19 protein-coding genes are annotated in these 21,221 nt (G+C 53.7%); 7 read left to right on the forward strand and 12 right to left on the reverse strand.

What is annotated here, in order from left to right; translation table 11 throughout:
* Window positions 1-152: 152 nt before the first annotated feature.
* On the forward strand, window positions 153-1,463 hold the full coding sequence (locus tag J2S20_RS09715; protein WP_307255225.1) for a Na+/H+ antiporter NhaC family protein: 1,311 nt from the start codon (window positions 153-155) through the stop codon (window positions 1,461-1,463).
* A gap of 72 nt (window positions 1,464-1,535) precedes the next feature.
* Here the strand turns inward: J2S20_RS09715 and J2S20_RS09720 are convergent, their stop codons facing one another.
* On the reverse strand, window positions 1,536-2,903 hold the full coding sequence (locus tag J2S20_RS09720) for an MATE family efflux transporter (RefSeq protein WP_307255226.1): 1,368 nt from the start codon (window positions 2,901-2,903) through the stop codon (window positions 1,536-1,538).
* A 19-nt stretch (window positions 2,904-2,922) separates the two neighbouring features.
* A complete protein-coding gene (locus J2S20_RS09725) occupies window positions 2,923-4,299 on the reverse strand; it encodes an NAD(P)/FAD-dependent oxidoreductase (RefSeq protein ID WP_307255227.1) in 1,377 nt (458 codons plus the stop codon).
* A gap of 198 nt (window positions 4,300-4,497) precedes the next feature.
* Between J2S20_RS09725 and J2S20_RS09730 the strand changes: the two genes are divergently transcribed.
* Window positions 4,498-5,337, forward strand: a complete 840-nt coding sequence (locus J2S20_RS09730; protein WP_307255228.1) for a DegV family protein — start codon at window positions 4,498-4,500, stop codon at window positions 5,335-5,337.
* A gap of 192 nt (window positions 5,338-5,529) precedes the next feature.
* On the opposite strand, the gene J2S20_RS09735 is transcribed toward J2S20_RS09730, so the two are convergent.
* From J2S20_RS09735 to J2S20_RS09755, 5 genes are all read right to left on the reverse strand, one after another.
* Complete coding sequence (locus J2S20_RS09735; protein WP_106611499.1) at window positions 5,530-6,534, reverse strand: molybdopterin-binding protein; 1,005 nt, start codon at window positions 6,532-6,534, stop codon at window positions 5,530-5,532.
* Between the two features lie 81 nt (window positions 6,535-6,615).
* Window positions 6,616-7,275 (reverse strand): metallophosphoesterase family protein, encoded by a 660-nt coding sequence (locus J2S20_RS09740; protein WP_106611498.1) that lies wholly within the window; start codon window positions 7,273-7,275, stop codon window positions 6,616-6,618.
* 163 nt (window positions 7,276-7,438) lie between these two features.
* Window positions 7,439-8,233 carry a hypothetical protein gene (locus J2S20_RS09745; protein ID WP_307255229.1) on the reverse strand — a complete coding sequence of 265 codons (795 nt, stop codon included), beginning with the start codon at window positions 8,231-8,233 and terminating at the stop codon, window positions 7,439-7,441.
* A complete protein-coding gene (locus tag J2S20_RS09750; RefSeq protein ID WP_307255230.1) occupies window positions 8,230-8,802 on the reverse strand; it encodes a 50S ribosomal protein L25 in 573 nt (190 codons plus the stop codon). Before J2S20_RS09750 ends, J2S20_RS09745 begins: the two co-directional genes overlap by 4 nt.
* Before the next feature lie 316 nt (window positions 8,803-9,118).
* Window positions 9,119-10,999, reverse strand: a complete 1,881-nt coding sequence (locus J2S20_RS09755; RefSeq protein ID WP_307255231.1) for an ABC-F family ATP-binding cassette domain-containing protein — start codon at window positions 10,997-10,999, stop codon at window positions 9,119-9,121.
* Between the two features lie 277 nt (window positions 11,000-11,276).
* Here J2S20_RS09755 and J2S20_RS09760 point away from each other — a divergent pair, with 277 nt between their 5' ends.
* On the forward strand, window positions 11,277-11,864 hold the full coding sequence (locus J2S20_RS09760) for a manganese efflux pump MntP (protein ID WP_106611494.1): 588 nt from the start codon (window positions 11,277-11,279) through the stop codon (window positions 11,862-11,864).
* On the opposite strand, the gene J2S20_RS09765 is transcribed toward J2S20_RS09760, so the two are convergent.
* The 3 genes from J2S20_RS09765 to J2S20_RS09775 all read right to left on the reverse strand — a co-directional run bounded on the left by J2S20_RS09765 (window position 11,861) and on the right by J2S20_RS09775 (window position 14,076).
* Window positions 11,861-12,406: a glutathione peroxidase gene (locus J2S20_RS09765; RefSeq protein ID WP_106611493.1), complete on the reverse strand. Its 546-nt coding sequence runs from the start codon at window positions 12,404-12,406 to the stop codon at window positions 11,861-11,863. The genes J2S20_RS09760 and J2S20_RS09765 overlap by 4 nt on opposite strands.
* 222 nt (window positions 12,407-12,628) lie before the next feature.
* Window positions 12,629-13,222, reverse strand: a complete 594-nt coding sequence (locus J2S20_RS09770) for a GNAT family N-acetyltransferase (protein WP_106611491.1) — start codon at window positions 13,220-13,222, stop codon at window positions 12,629-12,631.
* Window positions 13,219-14,076: a DNA-3-methyladenine glycosylase family protein gene (locus tag J2S20_RS09775; RefSeq protein ID WP_106611490.1), complete on the reverse strand. Its 858-nt coding sequence runs from the start codon at window positions 14,074-14,076 to the stop codon at window positions 13,219-13,221. Before J2S20_RS09775 ends, J2S20_RS09770 begins: the two co-directional genes overlap by 4 nt.
* Before the next feature lie 101 nt (window positions 14,077-14,177).
* Here J2S20_RS09775 and J2S20_RS09780 point away from each other — a divergent pair, with 101 nt between their 5' ends.
* Window positions 14,178-14,540 (forward strand): sensor histidine kinase, encoded by a 363-nt coding sequence (locus J2S20_RS09780; protein WP_307255232.1) that lies wholly within the window; start codon window positions 14,178-14,180, stop codon window positions 14,538-14,540.
* 21 nt (window positions 14,541-14,561) lie between these two features.
* Here the strand turns inward: J2S20_RS09780 and hemW are convergent, their stop codons facing one another.
* Both hemW and lepA read right to left on the reverse strand, forming a co-directional pair.
* Window positions 14,562-15,755: a radical SAM family heme chaperone HemW gene (hemW, locus tag J2S20_RS09785; RefSeq protein WP_307255233.1), complete on the reverse strand. Its 1,194-nt coding sequence runs from the start codon at window positions 15,753-15,755 to the stop codon at window positions 14,562-14,564.
* Window positions 15,748-17,562 (reverse strand): translation elongation factor 4, encoded by a 1,815-nt coding sequence (gene lepA, locus J2S20_RS09790; protein WP_106611487.1) that lies wholly within the window; start codon window positions 17,560-17,562, stop codon window positions 15,748-15,750. The genes hemW and lepA overlap by 8 nt, the downstream gene beginning before the upstream one ends.
* 241 nt (window positions 17,563-17,803) lie before the next feature.
* On the opposite strand from lepA, the gene rpsT reads away from it, so the two are divergent.
* From rpsT to J2S20_RS09805, 3 genes are all read left to right on the forward strand, one after another.
* Window positions 17,804-18,067 carry a 30S ribosomal protein S20 gene (gene rpsT / locus J2S20_RS09795; protein WP_106611486.1) on the forward strand — a complete coding sequence of 88 codons (264 nt, stop codon included), beginning with the start codon at window positions 17,804-17,806 and terminating at the stop codon, window positions 18,065-18,067.
* Window positions 18,068-18,470: 403 nt separating this feature from the next.
* Entirely contained in the window at window positions 18,471-19,643 is a 1,173-nt protein-coding gene (locus J2S20_RS09800) for an alanine dehydrogenase (RefSeq protein WP_307255234.1), read from the forward strand.
* Window positions 19,644-19,819: 176 nt separating this feature from the next.
* Window positions 19,820-21,190 (forward strand): sodium/glutamate symporter, encoded by a 1,371-nt coding sequence (locus J2S20_RS09805; protein ID WP_307255235.1) that lies wholly within the window; start codon window positions 19,820-19,822, stop codon window positions 21,188-21,190.
* The last annotated feature ends 31 nt before the right edge of the window (window positions 21,191-21,221 follow it).

Here is a 21,221-nt window from a genome sequence, read left to right on the forward strand (position 1 = left end):
GCTTCGCGTCCCTTCGTGCTCCATGCGGGGCGGGTCATAAAGCCTCTGGCTCTCTGGCGGGCAAGCCCGCCGCGCGCCCGGGCTTTTGACCCTGATATCATTTTCATATATAATAAGCGGCGTGTCAAACTTTTTTCTGTACAGGAGTTCCTATGGAGATCATCACACTCACTCTGTTCTGCCTGCTTCTGCTGCTCAGCGTTATATTGAAATTTTCCGTCATTCTGGCACTGCTCGGCGGGCTCTGTATCTTCTCCGCTTACGCGCTCCGTTCCGGACACCGTCCCCGCGCCGTGCTGAGTATGTGGCTCTCCGGCATACTGACAATCCGGAACATTATCCTTGCCATGTTCCTCATCGGCGCCATGACAGCACTCTGGCGCGCCTCGGGAACCATCGCAGAGATCATCTGTCTCGCCTCCCCCTTTCTGAAGCCCGGCGTATTTCTCCTGATGTGCTTTGTCCTGAACTGCGTCGTCTCTTTCCTCACCGGAACCTCCTTTGGGACTGCGGCCACCATGGGGGTGATCTGTGCCGCCATGGGCAATACGCTCCAGCTCCCCATCCTGCTCACCGGCGGCGCGGTACTCTCCGGCGTCTTCTTCGGCGATCGCTGTTCTCCGGTCTCAACAAGTCTGCTGCTGGTCTCGGAGCTCACAGACTGCTCCCCCTACGACATCATTCCAAAAATTGTGCGTCCTTCTCTTCTGCCCTTCTTTCTGAGCTGCTGCTTTTATCTGTTGCTCGGAAGAAATGTTTCCGCTTCAGGCACATTGACCGACCTCACTGCGCTCTTTGAACGGGAATTTCAGCTGCATCTCCTGCTCCTTCTGCCCGCAGCCATCATCCTTGCACTCTCTCTGCTCCGCCTCAATGTGTGTCTCGCCATGACTGCCAGTATTCTATCCGCCGCGCCGCTCTGCCTGCTGTTTCAGGGATTTACGCCCGCCCGCCTGCTGCACACTGCCGTCTTCGGCTTTCACGCGGGTGATGCACAGATCGCCACACTGATGAACGGCGGCGGTGTACTCTCCATGCTGCGCGTTGTCGTCATTATCTGCATCTCCTCGGCCTTTGCGGGGATCTTTGAGCGCACGGAGCTCCTCACCGGCATCCGCAGCTCCATACTGGCGCTCAGCAAAAAAACGACGCCCTTCTGCGCCGTTTTTCTGAGCTCTGTATTCACCTCGATGATCGCCTGCAACCAGACGCTCGCCACCATGCTCACGGATCAGCTCTGCGGAACGCTGGAACCCCGTGAGCGCTTCGCAATCGATATGGAGAACAGCGTCATCCTGATCGCGGGACTGGTTCCCTGGTCCATCGCAGGCGGCGTTCCTCTCTCCACCATCGGCGCTCCTTCCGAAAGCATACTGTTTGCGGCCTATCTCTATCTGGTGCCGCTCTGCTCGCTGCTTTTTTCCTTTATCCGACAACAAGAACCTAGACTGCAGCAGCCCTGAAAGGCTCCGACAATATCCACGGTATTCCCCCTTTTTTTTCAGAATAGTATTTCCACAGGCAGCTTATTTGACTTATAAGCTATAAACTCTGGCTTCCCTTCCGCTATGCCACACACCCCGAAATACTTTTCTGAAATAGGCCGCCTCTGCCACTCCTGTGATTGCCCAGGAGAAGATATAGAGCAGATAGAGCGAGGTCACAGTCTTAAAATAGGCAAAGACCGTAAAGATCCACGCCACGCGGAACACACAGGAGCCCAGAATCACAATGACTGTCGGCACCGCGCCGCGCCCCAGTCCGCGCGATGCAGAGATACTCGTGTCCATCAGAGAAGAAAAACCATAGCAGCAGCCCATAATCGTGAGGCGATAGAGGCCCTCCTCCAGAACAGCCGGATCCTTCGTAAAAAGTGCAAGGAAACTGCGTCCGCTGAACACCAGCGCACCGCCGATTCCTATTCCCGCAAGAAAAGCATAGCTCATACTGATGAGATAAGTTTTCCACACACGGTCCATACGTCCTGCGCCATAGTTCTGCCCGATATAGCTTCCACAGGCTGTATAAAATGCGGCCATCACATCGTATACCAGTGCGTCCGCATTCTGCGCGGCGGCATTGCCCGCAACTACAGTGGCGCTGAAGCTGTTCACCCCAAACTGCACAAAGAGATTGGCAAACTGAAAGATAGCATTCTGAAGCCCCGCCGGTACACTGATTGCCAGTATCATCACAGCCTTCTGCCGGTTCAGCCGGAGCTTATCCCGTCGAAGCGCATGAGGCCCCTCCGTCCTCATGAGAGCCCACAGAATACAGATAGCGGACAAATACTGAGAACTCACACTCGCAATCGCTACTCCGGCTACATCCATACCCAGGACAAGCACAAAAAAGAAATTCAGGAGCACATTCAGTATCCCGGCTGCCGTGAGGTACAGGAGCGGCTTTCTCGTGTCACCGCCCGCACTGAAGACTGCATTGCCAAAATTATACAGGGCAAGCGCCGGCATCCCCAGAAAATAAATGTGCAAATAGAGCGTTGCTCCCGGAAGCAGCTCCTCCTTCGTGTTCAGAAGCTTTAAGATCGCGACTGTACCAAGTTCCCCTGCCGCTGCCGCAAATAAGCCGATGCCGAGACAGAGCAGCAACGCCGTGTGTACGCTCTCTCCCAGCTCCTCCGGATGCTTCTGACCAAAGTAGCGCGCCGTCACCACATTCACGCCGCTCCCGATTCCGATGAGAAAAGTTGTAAACAGTGTGACCAGCGTTGTCGTGGAGCCCACGGCCCCCAGTGCAGCGGAGCCCGCAAAGCGTCCGATGACGGCAATATCCGACATATTAAAGAGTATCTGAAGCAGATTTGAAAAAATCAGGGGCAGACTGAAAAAAAAGATTCCACGTCCCAGCGAATCTCGTGTCAGATCTCTGACCTCAGCTTTCATCGCAATGCCTCTCCCCGGTTCAGTTCTTTTCCATGCGCTCTGCGATGCAGCGCGCCACAAAAACACCGCTTGCGGAGGCGTGCGAGAGCGAGTGTGTCACACCGCTGCCGTCTCCGATGACAAAGAGTCCCGGATGTCGGGTCTCAAGCTTCTCATCCAGAGCGACCTCCATATTATAGAACTTCACTTCCACGCCGTAGAGGAGAGTATCGTCATTTGCCGTGCCCGGCGCAATTTTGTCCAGCGCGTAGAGCATCTCAATGATGCCGTCCAAAATGCGCTTCGGCAGCACCAGAGAGAGGTCTCCCGGCGTCGCTGCGAGCGTCGGATGCACCGTGCTCTCCTCGATGCGCTTCTTTGTGCTTCTCCTGCCGCGCTCCAGATCCCCAAAGCGCTGCACAATCACACCGCCTCCCAGCATGTTGGAGAGGCGGGCTATGCTCTCACCGTAGCCATTGGAATCCTTAAAGGGCTCGGAGAAATGCTTCGCGACAAGCAGCGCAAAGTTTGTGTTGTCCGTCTTCTTTGCCTCGTCCTCAAAACTGTGCCCATTCACCGTGATAATGCCATTGGTATTCTCATTTACCACAATCCCACGCGGATTCATGCAGAAAGTGCGCACATTGTCCTCGAACTTCTTCGTTCTGTACACAATCTTACTTTCATAGAGCTCATCCGTAATATGGGCAAAGATAGCTGCAGGAAGCTCCACACGGACGCCGAGATCCACACGATTCGACTTTGTGGCAATGTCAAGAGTCTCACAGACGCTCTCCATCCACTTGCTTCCGCTCCGGCCGACAGAGATAATGCACTCTCTTCCCTCTGCAGCGCCGCCTGCGTATTCCGCGCGATAGCCGTGCGCAAGCTTCTCAAGCCGCTCCACCTTTGTATCAAAGAAGAAATCCACCTTCTCCTTCAACGCATCGTAGAGATTTTGGAGCACGATATAGTTGATATCCGTCCCGAGATGGCGCACCGACGCCTCGAGCAGCTGAAGGCTGTTCTGCATGCAGAGTGTCTTCAGCGCTGTGCCCGCAGTAGAATACATCTTCGTTCCCTCGCCGCCATAGCGCACATTGATTTCATCGACATAACGCATGAGCTCCAGAGCCTTCTCCCTGCCGATATACTCGTAGAGCGTACCACCAAAATCGTTTGTAATATTATATTTTCCGTCGGAAAAAGCACCTGCACCGCCAAATCCGTTCATAATAGAGCAGGGCTTGCATCCGATACAGGATTTCACACGCACACCATCAATGGGACAGTGCCGCTTCTCCAGCGAATGTCCGGCATCAAATACCGCAATTTTCAAATCAGGACGCTGCTCTGAGAGCTCATAGGCAGAGAATATTCCTCCCGGCCCCGCGCCGATAATAATCACATCATACATTTCTTTTTACCTCCGTAGCAGTCTCGTTACTTTATATCATATTCTGTTTAAGGGCTCAAGACCAGCCTGCATACCGCCGTCAGGCCCCGCAAAGCAAGCCTAAAACGCCGAAAGTCTCTCTTTGCTGCAAAAGCGGTTTGAGAAATGCCAGCGGCGTAGTATAATAAGAAAGATTATAAGCTGGAAGGAGAAAGCCCTATGTGGAATATTGTTACGGATTCAAGCTGTGACGATATCAACTTTTCGCACAGCAGTCCGGACATTCGCTACGACAGCGTACCCTTCTTTCTTCATACGGACGCACACGAGTTTGTTGATGACAGAAGCATCAATATCGAGGAGATGATCTCCGTCATGGAGCACAGCCGGGTGTGTAAGACCGCCTGTCCCTCCCCCGCGGCGTGGCATGAGTTCTTCAGCCTCCCCGGCGACACCCTTGCCTTTACCATTTCCTCCGGACTCTCCGGCAGTTATGCCAGCGCCTGCACTGCGCGCAGCATGGTACTTGAGGAAGAGCCCGGAAAGCACATCGCCATCATCGATTCAAAACAGGCGGGACCATCCATGATGCTGCTGATCCGCGCTGCGACGCAGATGATAGAGGCAGGAATGGAATTCTCAGGTATCGTAGAGGCTTTGAATCAGCTGGTACAGAAAATTCACATCATCTTCACCCTGTCCTCCTTTGACAATCTTGTAAAGAACGGACGCATGAGCCGCCTGACCGGTTTTGTAGCGAATACCCTCGGCTTCTGGGGTGTCGGAATTGCAGTCGACGGAAAAATCCATATCAAATCCAAGCTTCGTGGAAGCCGCCGCGTACTGAATGCAATTCTCCAGGATATTGAAGAACAGAGCGGACAGGTGAAGGAGGTTATCATCTCCCACTGTCTGAACCCCAATATGGCCAGTGCGCTGAAGCAGCAGATTCTCAATCGCTTCGGCAGCATTCCGGTGGATGTCTTCCCGACAGGTGGTCTGGACAGCTTCTACGCGGAGAAAAACGGACTGATCGTGAGCTACCGCTGCGAGGAGTAAGCACACGCCGGAGGATCGTCGCGAAAACAAATATCGCCCGCCTCTTTTGTCGCAGCTGCAGCGCAGGAATATTCTTCCGTCTTGATTCATAAACCTCATATCAAAAAACGAAAAGGCATCATCTGTCGCAAGCGCTTCTGCTCAGGAGTTCACGCTTCAGATGATGCCTCTTTTTCAATTTTGGTTGAGGTGTCAAAACTTGCTCGCGGCTCGGCCCCTCGCCTGGAGCAGTCCCTCCTCACCGAGCAGTGCGATATCCCGCTTCGTGAGCTCCACACCTGCGGCAATCCGCGGAAGCAGCAGGTCAAACACAGTCTCCATCGCAAACATCACGCAGCCCGGAAGCCCGAGCACCGGACGCCCGTCCGGATAGTAACCCATCAGGAACATCGCCCCCGGAAGCACCGGCGTGCCATAGGAGACCACGCGCGCACCGCTTTTCCGGATTGCGCCCGGCGTATTGTCGTCCGGATCCACACTCATGCCGCCTGTGCAGAGAATAATATCCGCCCCGCTGTCCTTCATTCTCTGAATGGACGCAGTGACCTCCTCCGTATCGTCTCCCGGCAGCTCTCCGGCTATGGTCTCTATCCCAAAAGATGCGAGCTTCTCCTTCACCACCGGTGTAAATCGATCCTGAATAAGACCTTTTTTCACCTCGCTCCCTGTTGTCACGATCGCTGCTGTCTTTAATTTATAGGGCAGCACACGCATCAGCGGCGCCTTTCCTGCCGCCTCCTCCGCTTCCTGAAGACGCCGCTCGTCTATAATCAGCGGAATCACCCGGGTTCCGGCAAGCTTATCGCCCGCCTTCACCGCCGTGCCGCCTCTCCGCGTCGCAATCATGACCTCATCCACCATATTCACACGGAGCAGGCGCTCACTGTCCAGCAGAAAACAGCCGTCAATCGCAGCGCTGAGCTCAATCTTGCCCTCCTTCGCCTCGCTGAGCTTCATCCCCTCACTGCCGCAGAGCTCCGCGAGGCGCACTGCCGCTTCATTTTCGTGAAGCTTTCCCTCCGTGAGCTCCCAGACATAGAGATGCTCCTTTCCCATAGAGAGCAGCACCGGGATATCCTCCGCTGTGACAATATGCCCCTTCCGAAAACGGGCTCCCTTGTACTCTCCCGGAATAATTTGTGTCATATCATGGCAGAGAACATGCCCCACCGCCTCTTCTGTCCTGATCAATTTCATATGCTTTCCCTCCATCCGTTCATTTTTACTGTCAACGCCAATGCTCAAAAGGCTGCATCTGCCGTCCACTTCCGGCAGCTGTCAGAAACTCTGCGCGACATCCTTCAACTCCAGCTCTGCGCGCCGTTTGGCATCAAGAACAATCCATTCATCCAGTGTGAGCGGCACATAGTTCGAGAACATACAGAAGCAGTTGATCATATTACAGGGAATGCTTCTCTCCTCTATCTCGCCGCTCTCCCGGTTTCTGACGCTCCGCCGTGTCTCCCGTGTCATGCGGATGAAGCGGTTCACCAGCAGTTCATCCAAAGTATTGTGCACATGGCCATAGAGCATATAGCTTCTCGCATTTCCCGACGCAGTCAGACGATTCTGCCCGTTGTAGCAAAAGACCGGATAGTGTGAGAGTATAACCTTCCGCTGGTTATCGTGGATCTCCGCATAGCTCTTCACCCACTGAAAGCGTGAAAGATCCGTCTTCTTATCCCTGAGAAAATAGTCGTGATTGCCCTCTATCATATAGAGCCTTCCATTCAGAGCTCTTAAGAGCTCGTTTACCGGCTCCCCCTTCCCGAGTGCCAGATCGCCGAGTATATAGACCTCGTCCCGCTTCTGTACCCGGCTGTTCCAGCGCTCCAGCATGTGGCGGGTCATCTCCTCCACACCTGCAAAGCCGCGGCAATCCATATTTTGATTCAGTGCCTCATGAAAAAAGTGCAGATCCGATATATAGCGCTTCACTGTGCTCTCCTTCCGTCCTCACTGCTCCGGTTTACCACAAATCTGTGATTTTTGGAAGCACAAAGAGTAGCCTGAAGGAGAGCCTGACAGAATTATATGACAAAAAGCAATCGGGTGGGAACGCCTCCTCACCCGATTGCACAGATATCATCTTCTCACGGTTCTACACCGTCTCCTCTTTCTCCGCCACAGGCTCCGGATAGCGGTTAATACGCAGGAAGTAGCGGCAGAGCTCTTTGATCTCCGCCTCCTTTCTGCTCCCGGCGAGCCGCTCACAGAGCTCCAGCAGAAGCTCCCTCACCGCATCGGGGGAACAGGTCTTAAAAGGAATGCGCCCCCAGCGCCCACAGAACTCTGAGAACTCCTCAAAGTCCCGAAGCAGGGGTGCCGTGCTCTCCGGCAGCAGTACTGCATGGCTCTCGTGCAGGGGAATACGCCCATCCTCACAGTCTCCGCCCCAGAAATACGCATCCGCCATGGCGACGCCATGCACCCTTCTCTCACCGCTCTTCGCATCCTTTTCCGTAAAAATCAGGACCGAATTTGGCTGGAGCGTCGAGGGAATTCTGGGTTTTCCCTTCAGCTTGCCATTCAGATAAATTCCCGTCTCTGCAGCACCGGAGCGAAATATTTCCTCTGCCTCTTCCCGGGTACAGTTAAAAATGGCCTGTGACTTTTTGCCGATCTTCATGGCGAGCAGCCGCACATGGTGCTGCTCCTTCTCCCGCTGCTTCTCCCGTCTCTTCTCCTCCTCACGCAGATGCGCGCGGTTTACAACATCAATCTCACTCTGCATGCTGTGGTTTTCAAAGAGAAGATATCTGTAGAAGGCGTCCGGATAGACGAACTTCTTCCGCTCCTCCTCAAATGCAACGACAATTCTGTCCCGGGATAAGTCCGTCACTGTACCTCTGCCAAATCTCTTGTGCCTGACCTTCTGCCCGATCACATCTCTCATTCCTCAGCTTCCTCCTGCTGAGCCTTCTGCTGTTTTCTCTCGCTGATACGCAGCACAATGCTCTCCGGATCCACCTTCAGCTCGATCTTGTCACTCATCAGCTCCGGGATATCCTGCACGGTAATAATGGTCCCGGCCTTTATGCCGTCCAGATCCACGGTGATGGTGTCAATCATATCCCGCGGAAGAGAGGCGTAGGGGATCTCAAGCAGCATGCGCTCCAGCGTGCCGGAGATCTTGTCATCGTTTGCGAGGATGATGTGAATCACACTGTTCACCTTCTCCCCTCTGGTGAGTGTCTGAAAGCTCATATGCTCTATCTCATGATTCAGGAGGTTCAGTCTCTTCTCCTTGATCTGCACCGGGATACGCTCTCCCTCGATGTCCAGCTCAAGCTTGCTGCCCTCCCGCTTGGTACGAATCAGCCGGCGCGCGGTCTTCTCGTCCAGTTGGATAGAAATGGATTCCGGAACTGCCTTTCCGAACACGACAGCGGGTATCACTCCGGCCCGTCTCAGCTTCTTCGGCTTCACAGCTACATCTCTTCTCTGAACACTAATGCACTCCATCTTTTTTCCTCCTTCATTGCGGTTTGCCGCAAAATTAAAAAGGACCTTTCATATCATGCACAGCGTGCTAATATAAAAAGCCCTTCTTTTTTAGACGGTTCTTTTTATTATCTGTCAAAACTTAAATCAAGTATATCATAATATCATGAAAAGTCAATTTTGCGCGATAATTTTTATTTATTTTTTGCTTAGAATCCAATTATTTTTTTCTATTTTTTCTTCACTCAAATAATATCTGTTTTTTTATTTTTCTCTCCGCTTATCACAGATAGTTATGCGGCAAATGTTGACCTCCCGCCGGTCCTCTCCCGCCACCTCAACTGCTCTGCATCGCCTCCAGCTTCTCCTGCAGGAAGATATAGCGCTCTATCTTCTCCTCCAGCGACTGTTCCACAGCCTCCCGCTCCTCCGTGAGCGCCTGCAGCTTCAGAAAATCCGTCGCGGCCTCTGTGATCGCAGCGGAGAGCAGCTCCGAGCGCTCCGTGAGACTGTCGATCTCCGCCTCCAGTCCCTCATATTCCCGCTGTTCCTTATAGGAAAGCCTCCGCTTCGGCCTGTGCTCCCTGCCGCTCTGTGTCACAGCTGTCTCCTGCTTCTCCCCTGTGCGCTGCGGCACCGCGCAGGAAGCAGCCTGCCCTGCACCGGCATGAACCGCGTTCTCCTGCTCCGCTGCAGCGAGAAGCTTCCGCTCCCGGTACTCCTCATAGGCCCCCTCACTCTGCACGAGGCTTCCATCCTCCTCAAACGAGAATATCCGCGTCACGACGCGATCCAGAAAATAGCGATCGTGGGACACAACAATTACGATCCCCGCGAAGTGATCCAGATAGTCCTCAAGTATCTGAAGGGTCTGAATATCCAGATCATTCGTCGGTTCATCAAGAATCAGGACATTCGGAGCCTCCATCAGCACCCGCAGCAGATAGAGACGGCGCTTCTCCCCTCCGGAGAGCTTTGCAATCGGTGTGTACTGCATCGTTCCATCAAAAAGAAAGCGCTCACACATCGAGGAGGCGGAAACCAGTCCCTCCTCTGTGCGTATAAACTCCGCCGCCTCCTTCACATAATCCAGCACGCGCGCCTGCTCATCAAGCCGCTCGTTCTCCTGACTGAAGTAGCCGAAGCGCACAGTCTGCCCCAGCTCTACCCTGCCGCCGTCCGGAGGCGTGATGCCGAGAAGAACCTTTAAGAGCGTCGACTTGCCGCAGCCATTCCGCCCTATGATACCAATACGGTCTGTCTTCAAAAAAATATAGGAAAAATCCCGGAACAGACAGTGCTCCCCATAGCTCTTTGAGATACGTTCGAGCTCCACAGTCTTTCCGCCAAGCCTCGAAGAAAGAGAGGACATCAGGACCTGCCGCTCCTCTGCGATCTTCTCCCTGTCCCGCAGTGCCTCGAAGCGCTGAATATGCGCCTTCTGCTTTGTGGAGCGTGCCCTGGCCCCTCGCTGCATCCACGCAAGATCCTTCTTATAGAGCGCCGCCATCTTCCGCTCCGCAGCAAGTGCAAAATTCATTCGCTCCTGCTTCTTCTCAAGGTAGCCGCTGTAATTTGCGCGGTAGCTGTAGAGCGAGCTTCGGTCGAGCTCCCAGATCTGCTCCGTCACTTCGTCGAGGAAATAGCGGTCGTGGGTCACCATGAGCAATGCCCCGGAGAAGCTCCGGAGCCAGTCCTCCAGCCACTCCACCATCTCGTAATCCAGATGGTTTGTCGGTTCGTCCAGAATGAGGAGCTCACAGGGCGTGAGCAGTGCTGCCGCAAGCGCCGCCCGCTTCTTCTGTCCGCCGGAGAGCATCGCCGGCGAGATATCCGGATCCGGAATGCCGAGGCCAAGCAGCGTGGCCCGTGCCTCTCCCTCCGTATCCCAGTGTGCCTCCTGTCCCTGAATTCCGGCGATCACATTCTGAAGCACGCTGCGCCTCTCATCAAAACGGGGATTCTGCGGGAGGAAGGAGATTCTCAGCCGGCGCCGTGTCACAACCTGCCCCTCATCCGGCTCTGTCTCCCCTGCGACGATCGAGAGCAGGGTAGATTTCCCTGCACCATTGATCCCGATCACGCCGATCCTGTCTCCCTCGTTGATTCCGACTGTCACATCTTTCAGAATCGTGCGCGCGCCGATGGCTCTGCCCACCTGCTCCAGATTCAGTATATTCAAGCCTGTGTTCTCCTTCTCTCTTGATTTTTCTATCATAGCACAGCCGGTCTTTCCCGTGCAGATGTTATTCTTGACTAATCCACGAGGCTGATGCTACCTTAGGAAAACATGAACTGCACAAAGAGATGAGGGAGTAGCAAGCGCCCCTTGGGGCGTTCCAAGTCAACATACTGGTCCAAAAGGATCTGGCTTGTATTAAATTGCGAGACTCATGTAGGCGCTGCCATACATGAAGTCTGTCCAAAAAAAGACCCGGTAGGCATACGCCATCGGGTCTTTTTTTATAAAAAATTTTAATATCGGGAGGATTCATATGAATCTCAGTCTGAGCTTTCTTTTAAACAGCGTGCTGCTTGGCGCAGGACTCGCGATGGACGCGCTGTCCGTCTCCATCGCCAACGGTCTGAATGAACCGAATATGCGGAGGCGAAAGGGCCTCGCCATCGCTGCGACCTTTGCCTTCTTTCAGTGGCTTATGCCCATGCTGGGCTGGTTCTGCGTTCATTTTCTGGTGGAAGCATTTTCCGTGCTGCGTCCCTTCATCCCCCGGATCTCTCTCCTCCTGCTCCTCTATATCGGCGGGGAGATGCTTCTGGACGGCATACGAAATGGCAGTGCCTGTGAGACTGGACTGATAGGACTTAGTGTCACAATGCTCCTGCTTCAGGGCATTGCGACCTCCATTGACGCACTCTCCGTGGGCTTTACCATCGCTTCATACAGTGCCGCAGAAGCTCTGCTCGCCGCCGTCATTATCGCTGTCGTGACCTTTCTGATCTGCCTCGGGGGCCTCAGCGCCGGGAAACGTATCGGCATGTTCCTGTGCAGCCGGGCCAAAATCATAGGCGGATGTATCCTGATCCTGATTGGCCTTGAGATCTTCGTGACCGGAATATTTTAAAGAATCTGCTCAATTGCCTTCCTGATCTCCGCGAAGTCCGCCGTCGGCTCATAGCGGCGCAGGACCTTTCCGTTGCGATCCACAAGGAACTTTGTGAAGTTCCACTTGATATCTGCCTTTTTCGCGTAGTCCGGATCTGCCTTCGCAAGCATCTCCTCCATGGCTGCACTCATCGGATTGCCCTTGTCGAATCCCTGAAAGCCCTGCTCCTCCTTGAGATAAGCATAGAGCGGGATCTGCTGCTCTCCGTTTACATCTATCTTATGAAACTGCGGGAAGGTTACGCCGAAGCGGCCGGAGCAAAACTGCGCGATCTCTCCGTCCGTGCCGGGTGCCTGGTGACCGAACTGGTTGCAGGGAAAATCAAGAATCTCCAGCCCGCGCTCCTGATACTCTGCGTAGAGCTTCTGCAGCTCCGCATACTGTGGCGTGAAGCCGCACTCCGTCGCCGTATTGACGATAAGCAGCACCTTGCCCTCATACTCCTTCAAGGAGATCTTCTCTCCGCTGCTCTTCTCTATCTCAAATTCATAGATACTCATGTAATACCTCCATTGTTTTGCGCCTGTTTCAGCGCTGAGCCGGTACAGCTCGTCTCTGCCTCCTGTTACGCGTCGCCATAGCAATTGACAGCAATCCTATAGGCGTATGCTGTACAAATTTATCCTGCGACTTACGTTCACTGTAGAACAAAGCCGCACAGAGCGCAAGCGCTTTCGTACACCAATTCATCCGAATCGTGGAATCTTCTTTGTCCTGCAGCCTCAACGAATCAGCACCTCCTGCTGATAGAGGCTGTCCGGGAAGAAGAGGTGATAGAACGCCTCCAGCAGCTCACGTACTTCGCTCTGCGTGTGTTGCCTCTCTCCTCCCGCCTCAACGATGCGGTACTCCATACCCATTACTCTTGCGGTAATGCCTGTCTCCCGCACATGATTTCTGCGATAGAAGCAAAGGCGCCGCTCCCGGAGCTTCTCTGTCGCGGTATTCTCCGCATAATCCGGATTTTCCACCTCTCCGATGACACTCGCTGCATCCTTCATATACAGCGGCAGCTGTGCCAGCAGCTCTGTCCCGATACCGCTGCCGCGCAGTCCGTCCTTTACCGCAAAATAATCAAAAAGATAATGCCTCTGCTCCCGTATACGGAGACGTGAGAAGAGCGCATAAGCAAGAATCTGTTTCTCGTCCTCCTCCGTGCAGGCACCGTAGCCGACATAATGCCCGCTCTCATACATCTCCTGAATCTTCCGGAAAGGTTTCAGTTCCTCCGGCGGAAAATCCCGCCTCATTCGATTATCATAAATCTCCCTCAGCTCCTCCAGTGTTAGCGTGCGAAGCCGGATTTTAGCTTTCATTTTCTCTCTCCCTTCTCCTGCCCTCTGAGTTCCTCCTTGTGCTCCAGAGCATAATAAAACACATACTGCTGCAAAAGCCCTGCGTGTCCCCAGTGTTCAAAGGGCTCTTCTCCTGCATATTTCTGCTCCACTATGCGCTGCATCCAGACATCCGAAGGCACACGTTTACTCCTTCCATAGCCAAAGAGCATCACGCAGTTTGCGACCTTTTTTCCGACACCACGCACGCTGCACAGCGCCTCAAAGAGCGCGTCGTCCGGAAGCTTTTCAAGCCTCTCAGGCAGGAGCTCCCCCGCACAGGTCTTCTCCGCACAGTCCCTCACGTAGGCTGCGCGGTAGCCCAGCCCGCACTCCCCGAGCTCTTCTGCTGAACACTGCGCAAGTACCTCCGGTGCAGGGAAAAGTGCTACAGCCTCGCCCTCATATGCTGTATGCTTCCGCTCCCCGTAGCGTTCACAGAGAAGGCGCACCGCAGTACGAATTGCCGGAATGGATTTTCTCTGTGACAGGGTGAAGGAGACCAGCATCTCCCACGGATCCTGCCGCAGCACCCGCATTCCTTCCCCGCAGCAGATTGCTTCCCGAAGGAAGGGGTCCCCGCCCGGCTCCAGAAGCGGCGCGCAGAGCGCCGCATAGCTTCGATCCAGATCAAAGTATTGTCTCCACCTCTGTTCCCACTCCTCCTCGTCACAGGAGACAGAGAGCTCACAGAGACTGTCTTGCCGGCAATACAGAATATGCTCCCCACAGACGAAACGATACAGCCCGCTGCCGAGCTCCACCGGACGGAAGCACTGTCCGCTGTCCGTGATCTTCCGGAGACTCAGCGGATCCTCCAATATAATCTTTCTCAAAGCAGGGCCTCCTGTTCTGAAAACCGAGATGCGGCTTCCAGAGTTTTCCATCATTAACCGCCCCCAGTATAGCACAAAAAGAAAAAAGCCGGGCCGGCGAGGTGGAACCTGCCCTTCACCTGATCGGCAGTAAGCGGCATCTGAAACAGCTCATCACCATTCTGCTGGATAATGCTGTCAAATATGCCGGAGAAAACGGTCGCGCGCTGCTCCTTGCGAGGCAGGAACAGGACCGCGCGCTGATCACAATAAACAACACAGGCGAGGCAATCAACCCGGAGGAACTCCAGCATATCTTCGAGCGCTTCTATCGCGTCGACAAATCCCGCGCCCGGAGAATCGGCGGCTACGGGCTGTGGCTCTCCATTGCCCTGAATATCGTTCATATGCACCGCGGCAGCATACGCTGCGAGAGCAGCCGCGCGGAGGGAACTACCTTTATCGTCGAGCTGCCGATGAAATAAAAGACTATAAAAATTTCCTCTTCATCTCCGCGGAATCGCGTGATAAAAATCTGCAAACACCCGGTTGCTGACATCAATGCCCCGCTCCGTGAGGCGTATCTGTGAGCCCCTCTGTTCAATGAGCTTCAGCACCAGATTCTTCCGTATCGCCGCCTCAAAAACCGTAAACATATTCTGCCCGAAGCGCTCGTAGAATTCTGCCCCTGAGACTCCCTCCATCATGCGAAGCCCCAGATACATAAACTCCTCCATCCTGTCCTCCGGAGAGAGCGCCTCCAGATCCTGATAGAGCGGCGTCAGATCCTCATGCATGCGGACATGCAGATAGCTTTGAAGCTCCGTCTCCGAGTGGTAGCGATGGTTCAGGATGAGGCTGGAGGCCCCCAGCCCTACGCCGAGATACTCCGCCCCGGTCCAGTAGCCGATATTGTGGCGGCAGGCACAGCCCGGACGTGCATAGTTCGATATCTCGTAGCGCTGATAGCCCTGCGCTGCAAGCATACGCTGCGTGTCGGCATACATTTCCCGCTCCGCATCCTCGTCCGGCAGCATAGCCTGTCCCTCACCAAGCGCGTAGCGCTGATAAAAAGGCGTGCCCTCCTCCAGAATCAGAGAATAGGCGGAGATGTGCTCCGGTCGCAGCATGAGCACCTTTTTCAGGCCTGCCCGCCAGCTCTCCGGTGTCTGTCCCGGGAGGGCACTCATCAGATCAATATTCACATTCCTAAAGCCCGCTGCACGGACCAGCTCATAGCTGTGCAGAAAGTCCTCGTAGCTGTGGATGCGTCCGAGGAGACGCAGCTCCTCATTATCCGTGGACTGAAGACCCAGGCTCACGCGGTTGATGCCGGCCTCCCGGTAGTAGCTGAGCTTCGTCTCGTTCAGTGTGCCCGGATTGCACTCGATTGAGATCTCCGCACCGGAATCCACTGCAAAGCTCTCGTACACCGCACTCAGCATATTGAAGATCTGCAGCCCGGAGAGCGCGGACGGCGTCCCGCCCCCGATAAAAATACTGGTCAGGCGGCAATCCGGCAGCACCTGACCCTCTGCGCGTATCTCCTCGATCAGCTGTGCGACGTAGGCGCGCCGCACAGCTTCGCCCGCCGGGGCAGAGAGGAAATCGCAGTAATCACATTTTTTCTCACAGAAGGGAATATGGATATAAAGCTCCAGCGGCCGCTTCTCTCCCGCATGTTCTATCTCCTTATTCATCTCCAAGCTTCAGCACACTCATGAACGCCTTCTGCGGTACTTCCACACTTCCGATCTGACGCATGCGCTTCTTTCCTTCCTTCTGCTTCTCAAGCAGCTTTCTCTTGCGCGAGATATCTCCGCCGTAGCACTTCGCAAGAACATCCTTACGCAATGCCTTCACGGTCTCACGCGCTATGATCTTTGATCCGACAGCTGCCTGAATCGGAATGTCGAAGAGGTGACGCGGAATTTCCTTTGTCAGGCGCTCACACATCTGACGCCCGCGCTCATAGGCCCCATCCGCAAAAACGATGAAGGAGAGCGCATCCACTGTCTCACGGTTAATCAGAATATCAAGCTTCACGAGTCTGGAATTCATATAGCCCTTCAGCTCATAGTCAAGCGAGGCGTAGCCGCGGGAGCGGGACTTCAGCGCATCAAAGAAATCGTAAATAATCTCATTCAGCGGGAGCTCATACTTCAGAACCGCGCGCTCCTGCTCCATATATTCTGTTCCCAGATAGATGCCGCGCCGCTCCTGGCAAAGCTGCATGATAGGCCCGATAAATTCCTTCGTCAGCATGATCTCTGCCGAAACCACCGGTTCCTCCATGTGCTCGATCTCCGAGGGATCCGGCATATTGGAGGGGTTTGTGAGCTCCAGCATGGTTCCATCTGTCTTATAGATGCGATACACGACGCCGGGAGCTGTCGTCACGAGATCCAGATCGTACTCTCGCTCCAGCCGCTCCTGAACGATCTCCAGATGGAGAAGGCCCAGAAAACCACAGCGAAAGCCAAAGCCCAGAGCGAGGCTCGTCTCCGGCTCGTAGTAGAGCGAGGCGTCGTTCAGCTGCAGCTTCTCCAGCGCATCGCGAAGATCCTGATAGCGCGCCGCATCTGCCGGATAGACGCCGCAGTAGACCATGGGAGTGACCTTCTTGTAACCCGGCAGAGGCGCTGCACAGGGGCGCTCCGCGTGAGTCACCGTATCACCGACCCGGGTGTCGCGCACATTTTTGATGCTCGCCGTGAGGTAGCCGACGGAACCAGCAGTCAGCGCATCGCAGGGAATAAAGCGCCCCGGTGCGAAGTAACCGGTCTCCACAACCTCCATCTCCGCCCCTGTCGCCATCATCCGGACAATGTCTCCCTTTTTCACCGTGCCGTTCTTCACGCGCATAAACACGATAACGCCGCGGTAGCTGTCATAAAGAGAATCAAAGATCAAGGCCTGCAGCGGCGCTGTCTCATCCCCCTCCGGTGCGGGAAGCTTCTGCACGATGGCCTCCAGCACCTCCTCGACATTCAGCCCCGTCTTTGCAGAGACACGGGGCGCATCCTGCGCCTCAATGCCTATGATATCCTCAATCTCCTCCACAACCCCGTCGGGATTGGCACTTGGCAGATCAATCTTGTTGATCACAGGAATCACCTCAAGATCATGGTCCAGCGCCATGTAGACGTTGGCCAGAGTCTGCGCCTCTATGCCCTGTGTGGCGTCCACCACAAGAACTGCCCCGTCGCAGGCCGCGAGGGAGCGGGATACTTCATAATTAAAGTCCACATGTCCGGGGGTGTCGATCAGGTTGAAGATATACTCCTCCCCGTCCTTCGCCCGATAAACGGTGCGAATCGCCTGACTCTTAATCGTAATGCCGCGCTCCCTCTCCAGCTCCATATTGTCCAGAATCTGGTTCTGCATCTCCCGGCTGGTGAGCAGACCGGTCTTCTCAATAATGCGGTCCGCGAGCGTCGATTTTCCGTGATCGATATGTGCGATAATACAAAAATTCCGAATGCGTTTCCGATCGAATGTTGACATAGTACCTCCAGGATAAGAATACTGAAAGAATAACATTTTTGCCCTTTTCTTTCAAGTCAGCTTGACATTCCCTGCGGAATATCATAGAATGACCGAGTATGTTTACATTGAACTGTCCGTGTCCAGACTTCGATGCTAACTGAACGCACAGTGCGCTGACATTTGCGCGGCTGCCCGTAGCTTCTACGGTTGTCAGAACCCTGTGAAACTATCATTGTATCCATGAATGGAGGAAAGAAAGTTGGCAAATATCAAATCTGCGAAAAAGAGAATCCTTACATCCGCAAAGAGAACCGAGAGGAATAAGTCTGTCAAGTCCGCTGTGAAGACCGCTGTCAAGAAGGTCGTCGTAGCTGTGGAGGCGGGAGACAAGGCCGCTGCCGAGACCAGCTTCAGAGCTGCAGAGGCGGCACTGACCGCTGCTGCTTCCAAGGGCGTGCTCCACAAGAACACCTCCTCCCGTAAGGTTTCCCGTCTCGCAAAGTCTGTCAATGCGATGAATTGAATTTGAGTTGAATCTCAAAAAATTCAGACACGAATCGAAAGATTCGTGTCTTTTTCTGTATCTTGAACCCGTTCTCCGCGCATTCCATTTTTTAACCAGTTTTTTTATGCCTCTATTCCGCATATCATGCAGCTGCTTTTTTCTTTCACTTCCATTCCTGCTCATAATCCGCTCATTTACGGGCATATCATGCCCAAAATCGGTCATGCTCATTTTCACCCGTCTCACTCGGCCCCGCTTTCTTCCTGCTTCCGGGCACTTTCTGTCTGTCTTTAAAAGTTGGCATAAATTTTGCTATAATATCTGAGAGTAAAAGTCGCAGGCGCGCACGACTTTTCTCAATGTTATCAATGCTGTATCTCATACGGATACGAACAATCAAAATCAGATGGAGAACTGCAAAATGAAATTTGGTGTATTGAAGGATATTAAAGTTGGAGAATACCGTGTGATTGCCACCCCGGCCGAAGTCAGCACGATCATCCGTGATGGCCACAGTGTATATGTGCAGCGTGGTGCCGGAGCAGGCTCCGGCTTCTGTGATGATGCCTATGCCTCCGAAGGAGCCATTCTGGCAGATACCATGGAGGAAATCTATGGGAACTGCGATTTTGTGGCTAAGGTAAAAGAAATTGAACCCAGTGAATACAGTCTGCTTCGCAAGGATCAGATTATCTTCACCTGCATCCATCCCGCCGCTCACCCGGAGGAGGTACAGGCTCTTCTGGACAGCAAGTGTATCGCCTTCACCGCTGAGGACTGCCATCGCTACGGATCCCCCAACTGCGAGGCTGCCGGCAAACAGGGTGCGCTGATGGGACTGGAGTCTCTGCTGGCCATTCATGGCGGCAAAGGTAAATTTGTCAACGGCCTGGGCGGAGCCCCCGGCATCAAAGCTCTTGTGCTGGGCGGCGGTATCGTGGGAAAAGCAGCCGCCTCCATCCTCCACAGTCTGGGAGCATGGGTCACTGTCATGGATATCAATATCGGAACCCTGCGCGAGATTGGCAGGCAGTTCAACGAAGAGGTCAACACGCAGATTTCCAACCGCTACAATATCAAAAAGCTTCTCCCTGAAATTGATGTGGTCTACAACTGCGTCAAATGGCCCAAAAATGCGACGGAATTTCTGATCGACCGGGAGATGGTTCGCTCCATGGAGCCCGGCTCCGTAATTGTGGATATCAGCAATGATGTGGGAGCGATCGAGACATTTCATGAGACCACCCACGCCGATCCCCGCTACATTGAGGAGGGCGTCGTACACTACTGCGTCAGCAATATCCCCGGCGCAATTTCTCAGTCCACCTCCATCGCCTACGCCGCCTCTGTACTGCCTCATTTCAGAAGCATTATGAACAACGGAATCGCTGTCGCCTGTACCAGAGACGGTTTTCTGAGACGCAGCCTCACAGCCTACAGGGGATATCTGACGCATGAGGAAACCAGCGGCATTCAGAACAGGCCATGGATAAGACCTGAGGACATTCTGGACATTGCAGATCAAACTCTGGATCCGGCTCCGCCTGCGACCAGAACGAAATCCAATCATTTTATCAAGCTAAGCGGCTTTTAAATACGATTTTCTGTTTCAAGCGAAAAGCATATGAATTTTGCTATTTCAGATGATGATTTTTGCCATTCTTTTCGGCGACATACAGCGGGTATCCACCCTGTACTGAAACAAAAACAGAAAGAAACAGAAAGTATCTCAGGGCCAGCTGTGACAGGCCTAAGAGACGGGAGGTTTATATGAGTGTAAATGATTTTCTGCTGGATTTTGCAATTGCATCTCTGTTCATCATGATAGGCCAGCTGATTCGTGCCAAGGTAACTCTGATTCAGAAATTTTTTGTGCCGGCGAGCATGATTGCAGGCTTTCTCGCTCTGCTCCTGGGGCGACAGGGCATGAATGTTCTCCCCTTCTCCGACTCCATCGGTTCCTACTCAGGGGTCCTGATTATTGTGATCTTTGCCGCCGTCGGCATCAACGGCTTCTCCTTCTCCAAAAAAGATTTTAAGGCGGAAGTTGATCGAATCGGATCTTATTTTTCCTACAAGGTTCTCGCACAGGTCATTCAATTCAGTCTGGCGCCGTTGTTTTCTATTCTGGTTATTTCCAGACTCTTCCCGCAAATCAACTACGGCTTCGGTCTCTGCCTGGCAGCAGGCTTCTCAGGCGGTCACGGCACTGCCGCCGCAGTCGGCTCTGCCTTTGAGCGTCTGGGCGATCCGGAGGCAATGGATATTGCCATGACCTGCGCCACAGTGGGAATTCTGGCCGGAATCTTCGGCGGCCTTTTCTTCATCAAGCTGGGAACCCGGCTGGGATGGACAAAATACATCCGAGGCTTCCAGTCTATTTCCGGAGATTTACAGACCGGGCTGCTCCCAAAGGAGCATCGGCATTCGATGGGACAGGAGACTATCTCCTCCATGGTTCTGGATCCTCTGGCCTGGCATCTGGCTGTCCTTTTGCTTGCCTCCGGCGCAGGAATGCTCCTGAACAAATGGATCTTCGCAAAAACGGGTCTGGATCTCCCCACCTATCTGGTCGCATTTTTAATCGCGATCGCCATGTTCCTTGTATTCCGCAAAGTGGGCATCAGCGAATATATTGATGAAAATGTTATCAGCCGGATCTCCGGCACCGCCACAGACTATTTGGTATTTTTCGGAATTGCATCCATCAAGATTTCTGTCATCGTAAAATATGCAGTTCCCCTTGTGCTTCTGCTGCTGTGCGGAATCGTCATTGTTGTAATCACGCTCATGTTCTTCGGGCCTGCGATGAACCGGGGCAGCTGGTTTGAGCGCTCCATCTTTGTATTCGGCTATTCCACCGGAGTCTTCGCAATCGGCTTTATTCTTCTGCGCATTGTCGATCCGGACAATCTGTCAAAGACGCTGAATGATACGGCCTTTGCAGCTCCCTTTACCACGCCGATCGAAATGTTCGCATGGTCCATGGGATCCATGATGCTGATGAACGGAAATCACTGGAAATTTATCGGTCTCTACCTGGCAATTCTGGCTGCCTGCATCATCTTCAATATTGTATTTAAGTGGTGGTGGCTGAAGGAGCCTCTGGATCGTCCCGCAGAAGGCGCAGCCGAACGATAATATCGTATCCGCACAGAAACGTCCCTCTGTG

Origin of the sequence: Moryella indoligenes (assembly GCF_030812885.1) — a bacterium.
Classification (GTDB): Bacteria; Bacillota; Clostridia; order Lachnospirales; family Lachnospiraceae; genus Moryella; species Moryella indoligenes.

What these genes read in the sequence shown, in the direction of transcription:
- J2S20_RS09715 (WP_307255225.1), top strand. Translation starts at nt 153, where the DNA reads ATGGAGATCATCACACTCACTCTGTTCTGCCTGCTTCTGCTGCTCAGC.
- J2S20_RS09720 (WP_307255226.1), bottom strand. Translation starts at nt 2,903, where the DNA reads ATGAAAGCTGAGGTCAGAGATCTGACACGAGATTCGCTGGGACGTGGA.
- J2S20_RS09725 (WP_307255227.1), bottom strand. Translation starts at nt 4,299, where the DNA reads ATGTATGATGTGATTATTATCGGCGCGGGGCCGGGAGGAATATTCTCT.
- J2S20_RS09730 (WP_307255228.1), top strand. Translation starts at nt 4,498, where the DNA reads ATGTGGAATATTGTTACGGATTCAAGCTGTGACGATATCAACTTTTCG.
- J2S20_RS09735 (WP_106611499.1), bottom strand. Translation starts at nt 6,534, where the DNA reads ATGAAATTGATCAGGACAGAAGAGGCGGTGGGGCATGTTCTCTGCCAT.
- J2S20_RS09745 (WP_307255229.1), bottom strand. Translation starts at nt 8,233, where the DNA reads ATGAGAGATGTGATCGGGCAGAAGGTCAGGCACAAGAGATTTGGCAGA.
- J2S20_RS09750 (WP_307255230.1), bottom strand. Translation starts at nt 8,802, where the DNA reads ATGGAGTGCATTAGTGTTCAGAGAAGAGATGTAGCTGTGAAGCCGAAG.
- J2S20_RS09755 (WP_307255231.1), bottom strand. Translation starts at nt 10,999, where the DNA reads ATGATAGAAAAATCAAGAGAGAAGGAGAACACAGGCTTGAATATACTG.
- J2S20_RS09760 (WP_106611494.1), top strand. Translation starts at nt 11,277, where the DNA reads ATGAATCTCAGTCTGAGCTTTCTTTTAAACAGCGTGCTGCTTGGCGCA.
- J2S20_RS09765 (WP_106611493.1), bottom strand. Translation starts at nt 12,406, where the DNA reads ATGAGTATCTATGAATTTGAGATAGAGAAGAGCAGCGGAGAGAAGATC.
- J2S20_RS09770 (WP_106611491.1), bottom strand. Translation starts at nt 13,222, where the DNA reads ATGAAAGCTAAAATCCGGCTTCGCACGCTAACACTGGAGGAGCTGAGG.
- hemW (WP_307255233.1), bottom strand. Translation starts at nt 15,755, where the DNA reads ATGAATAAGGAGATAGAACATGCGGGAGAGAAGCGGCCGCTGGAGCTT.
- lepA (WP_106611487.1), bottom strand. Translation starts at nt 17,562, where the DNA reads ATGTCAACATTCGATCGGAAACGCATTCGGAATTTTTGTATTATCGCA.
- J2S20_RS09800 (WP_307255234.1), top strand. Translation starts at nt 18,471, where the DNA reads ATGAAATTTGGTGTATTGAAGGATATTAAAGTTGGAGAATACCGTGTG.
- J2S20_RS09805 (WP_307255235.1), top strand. Translation starts at nt 19,820, where the DNA reads ATGAGTGTAAATGATTTTCTGCTGGATTTTGCAATTGCATCTCTGTTC.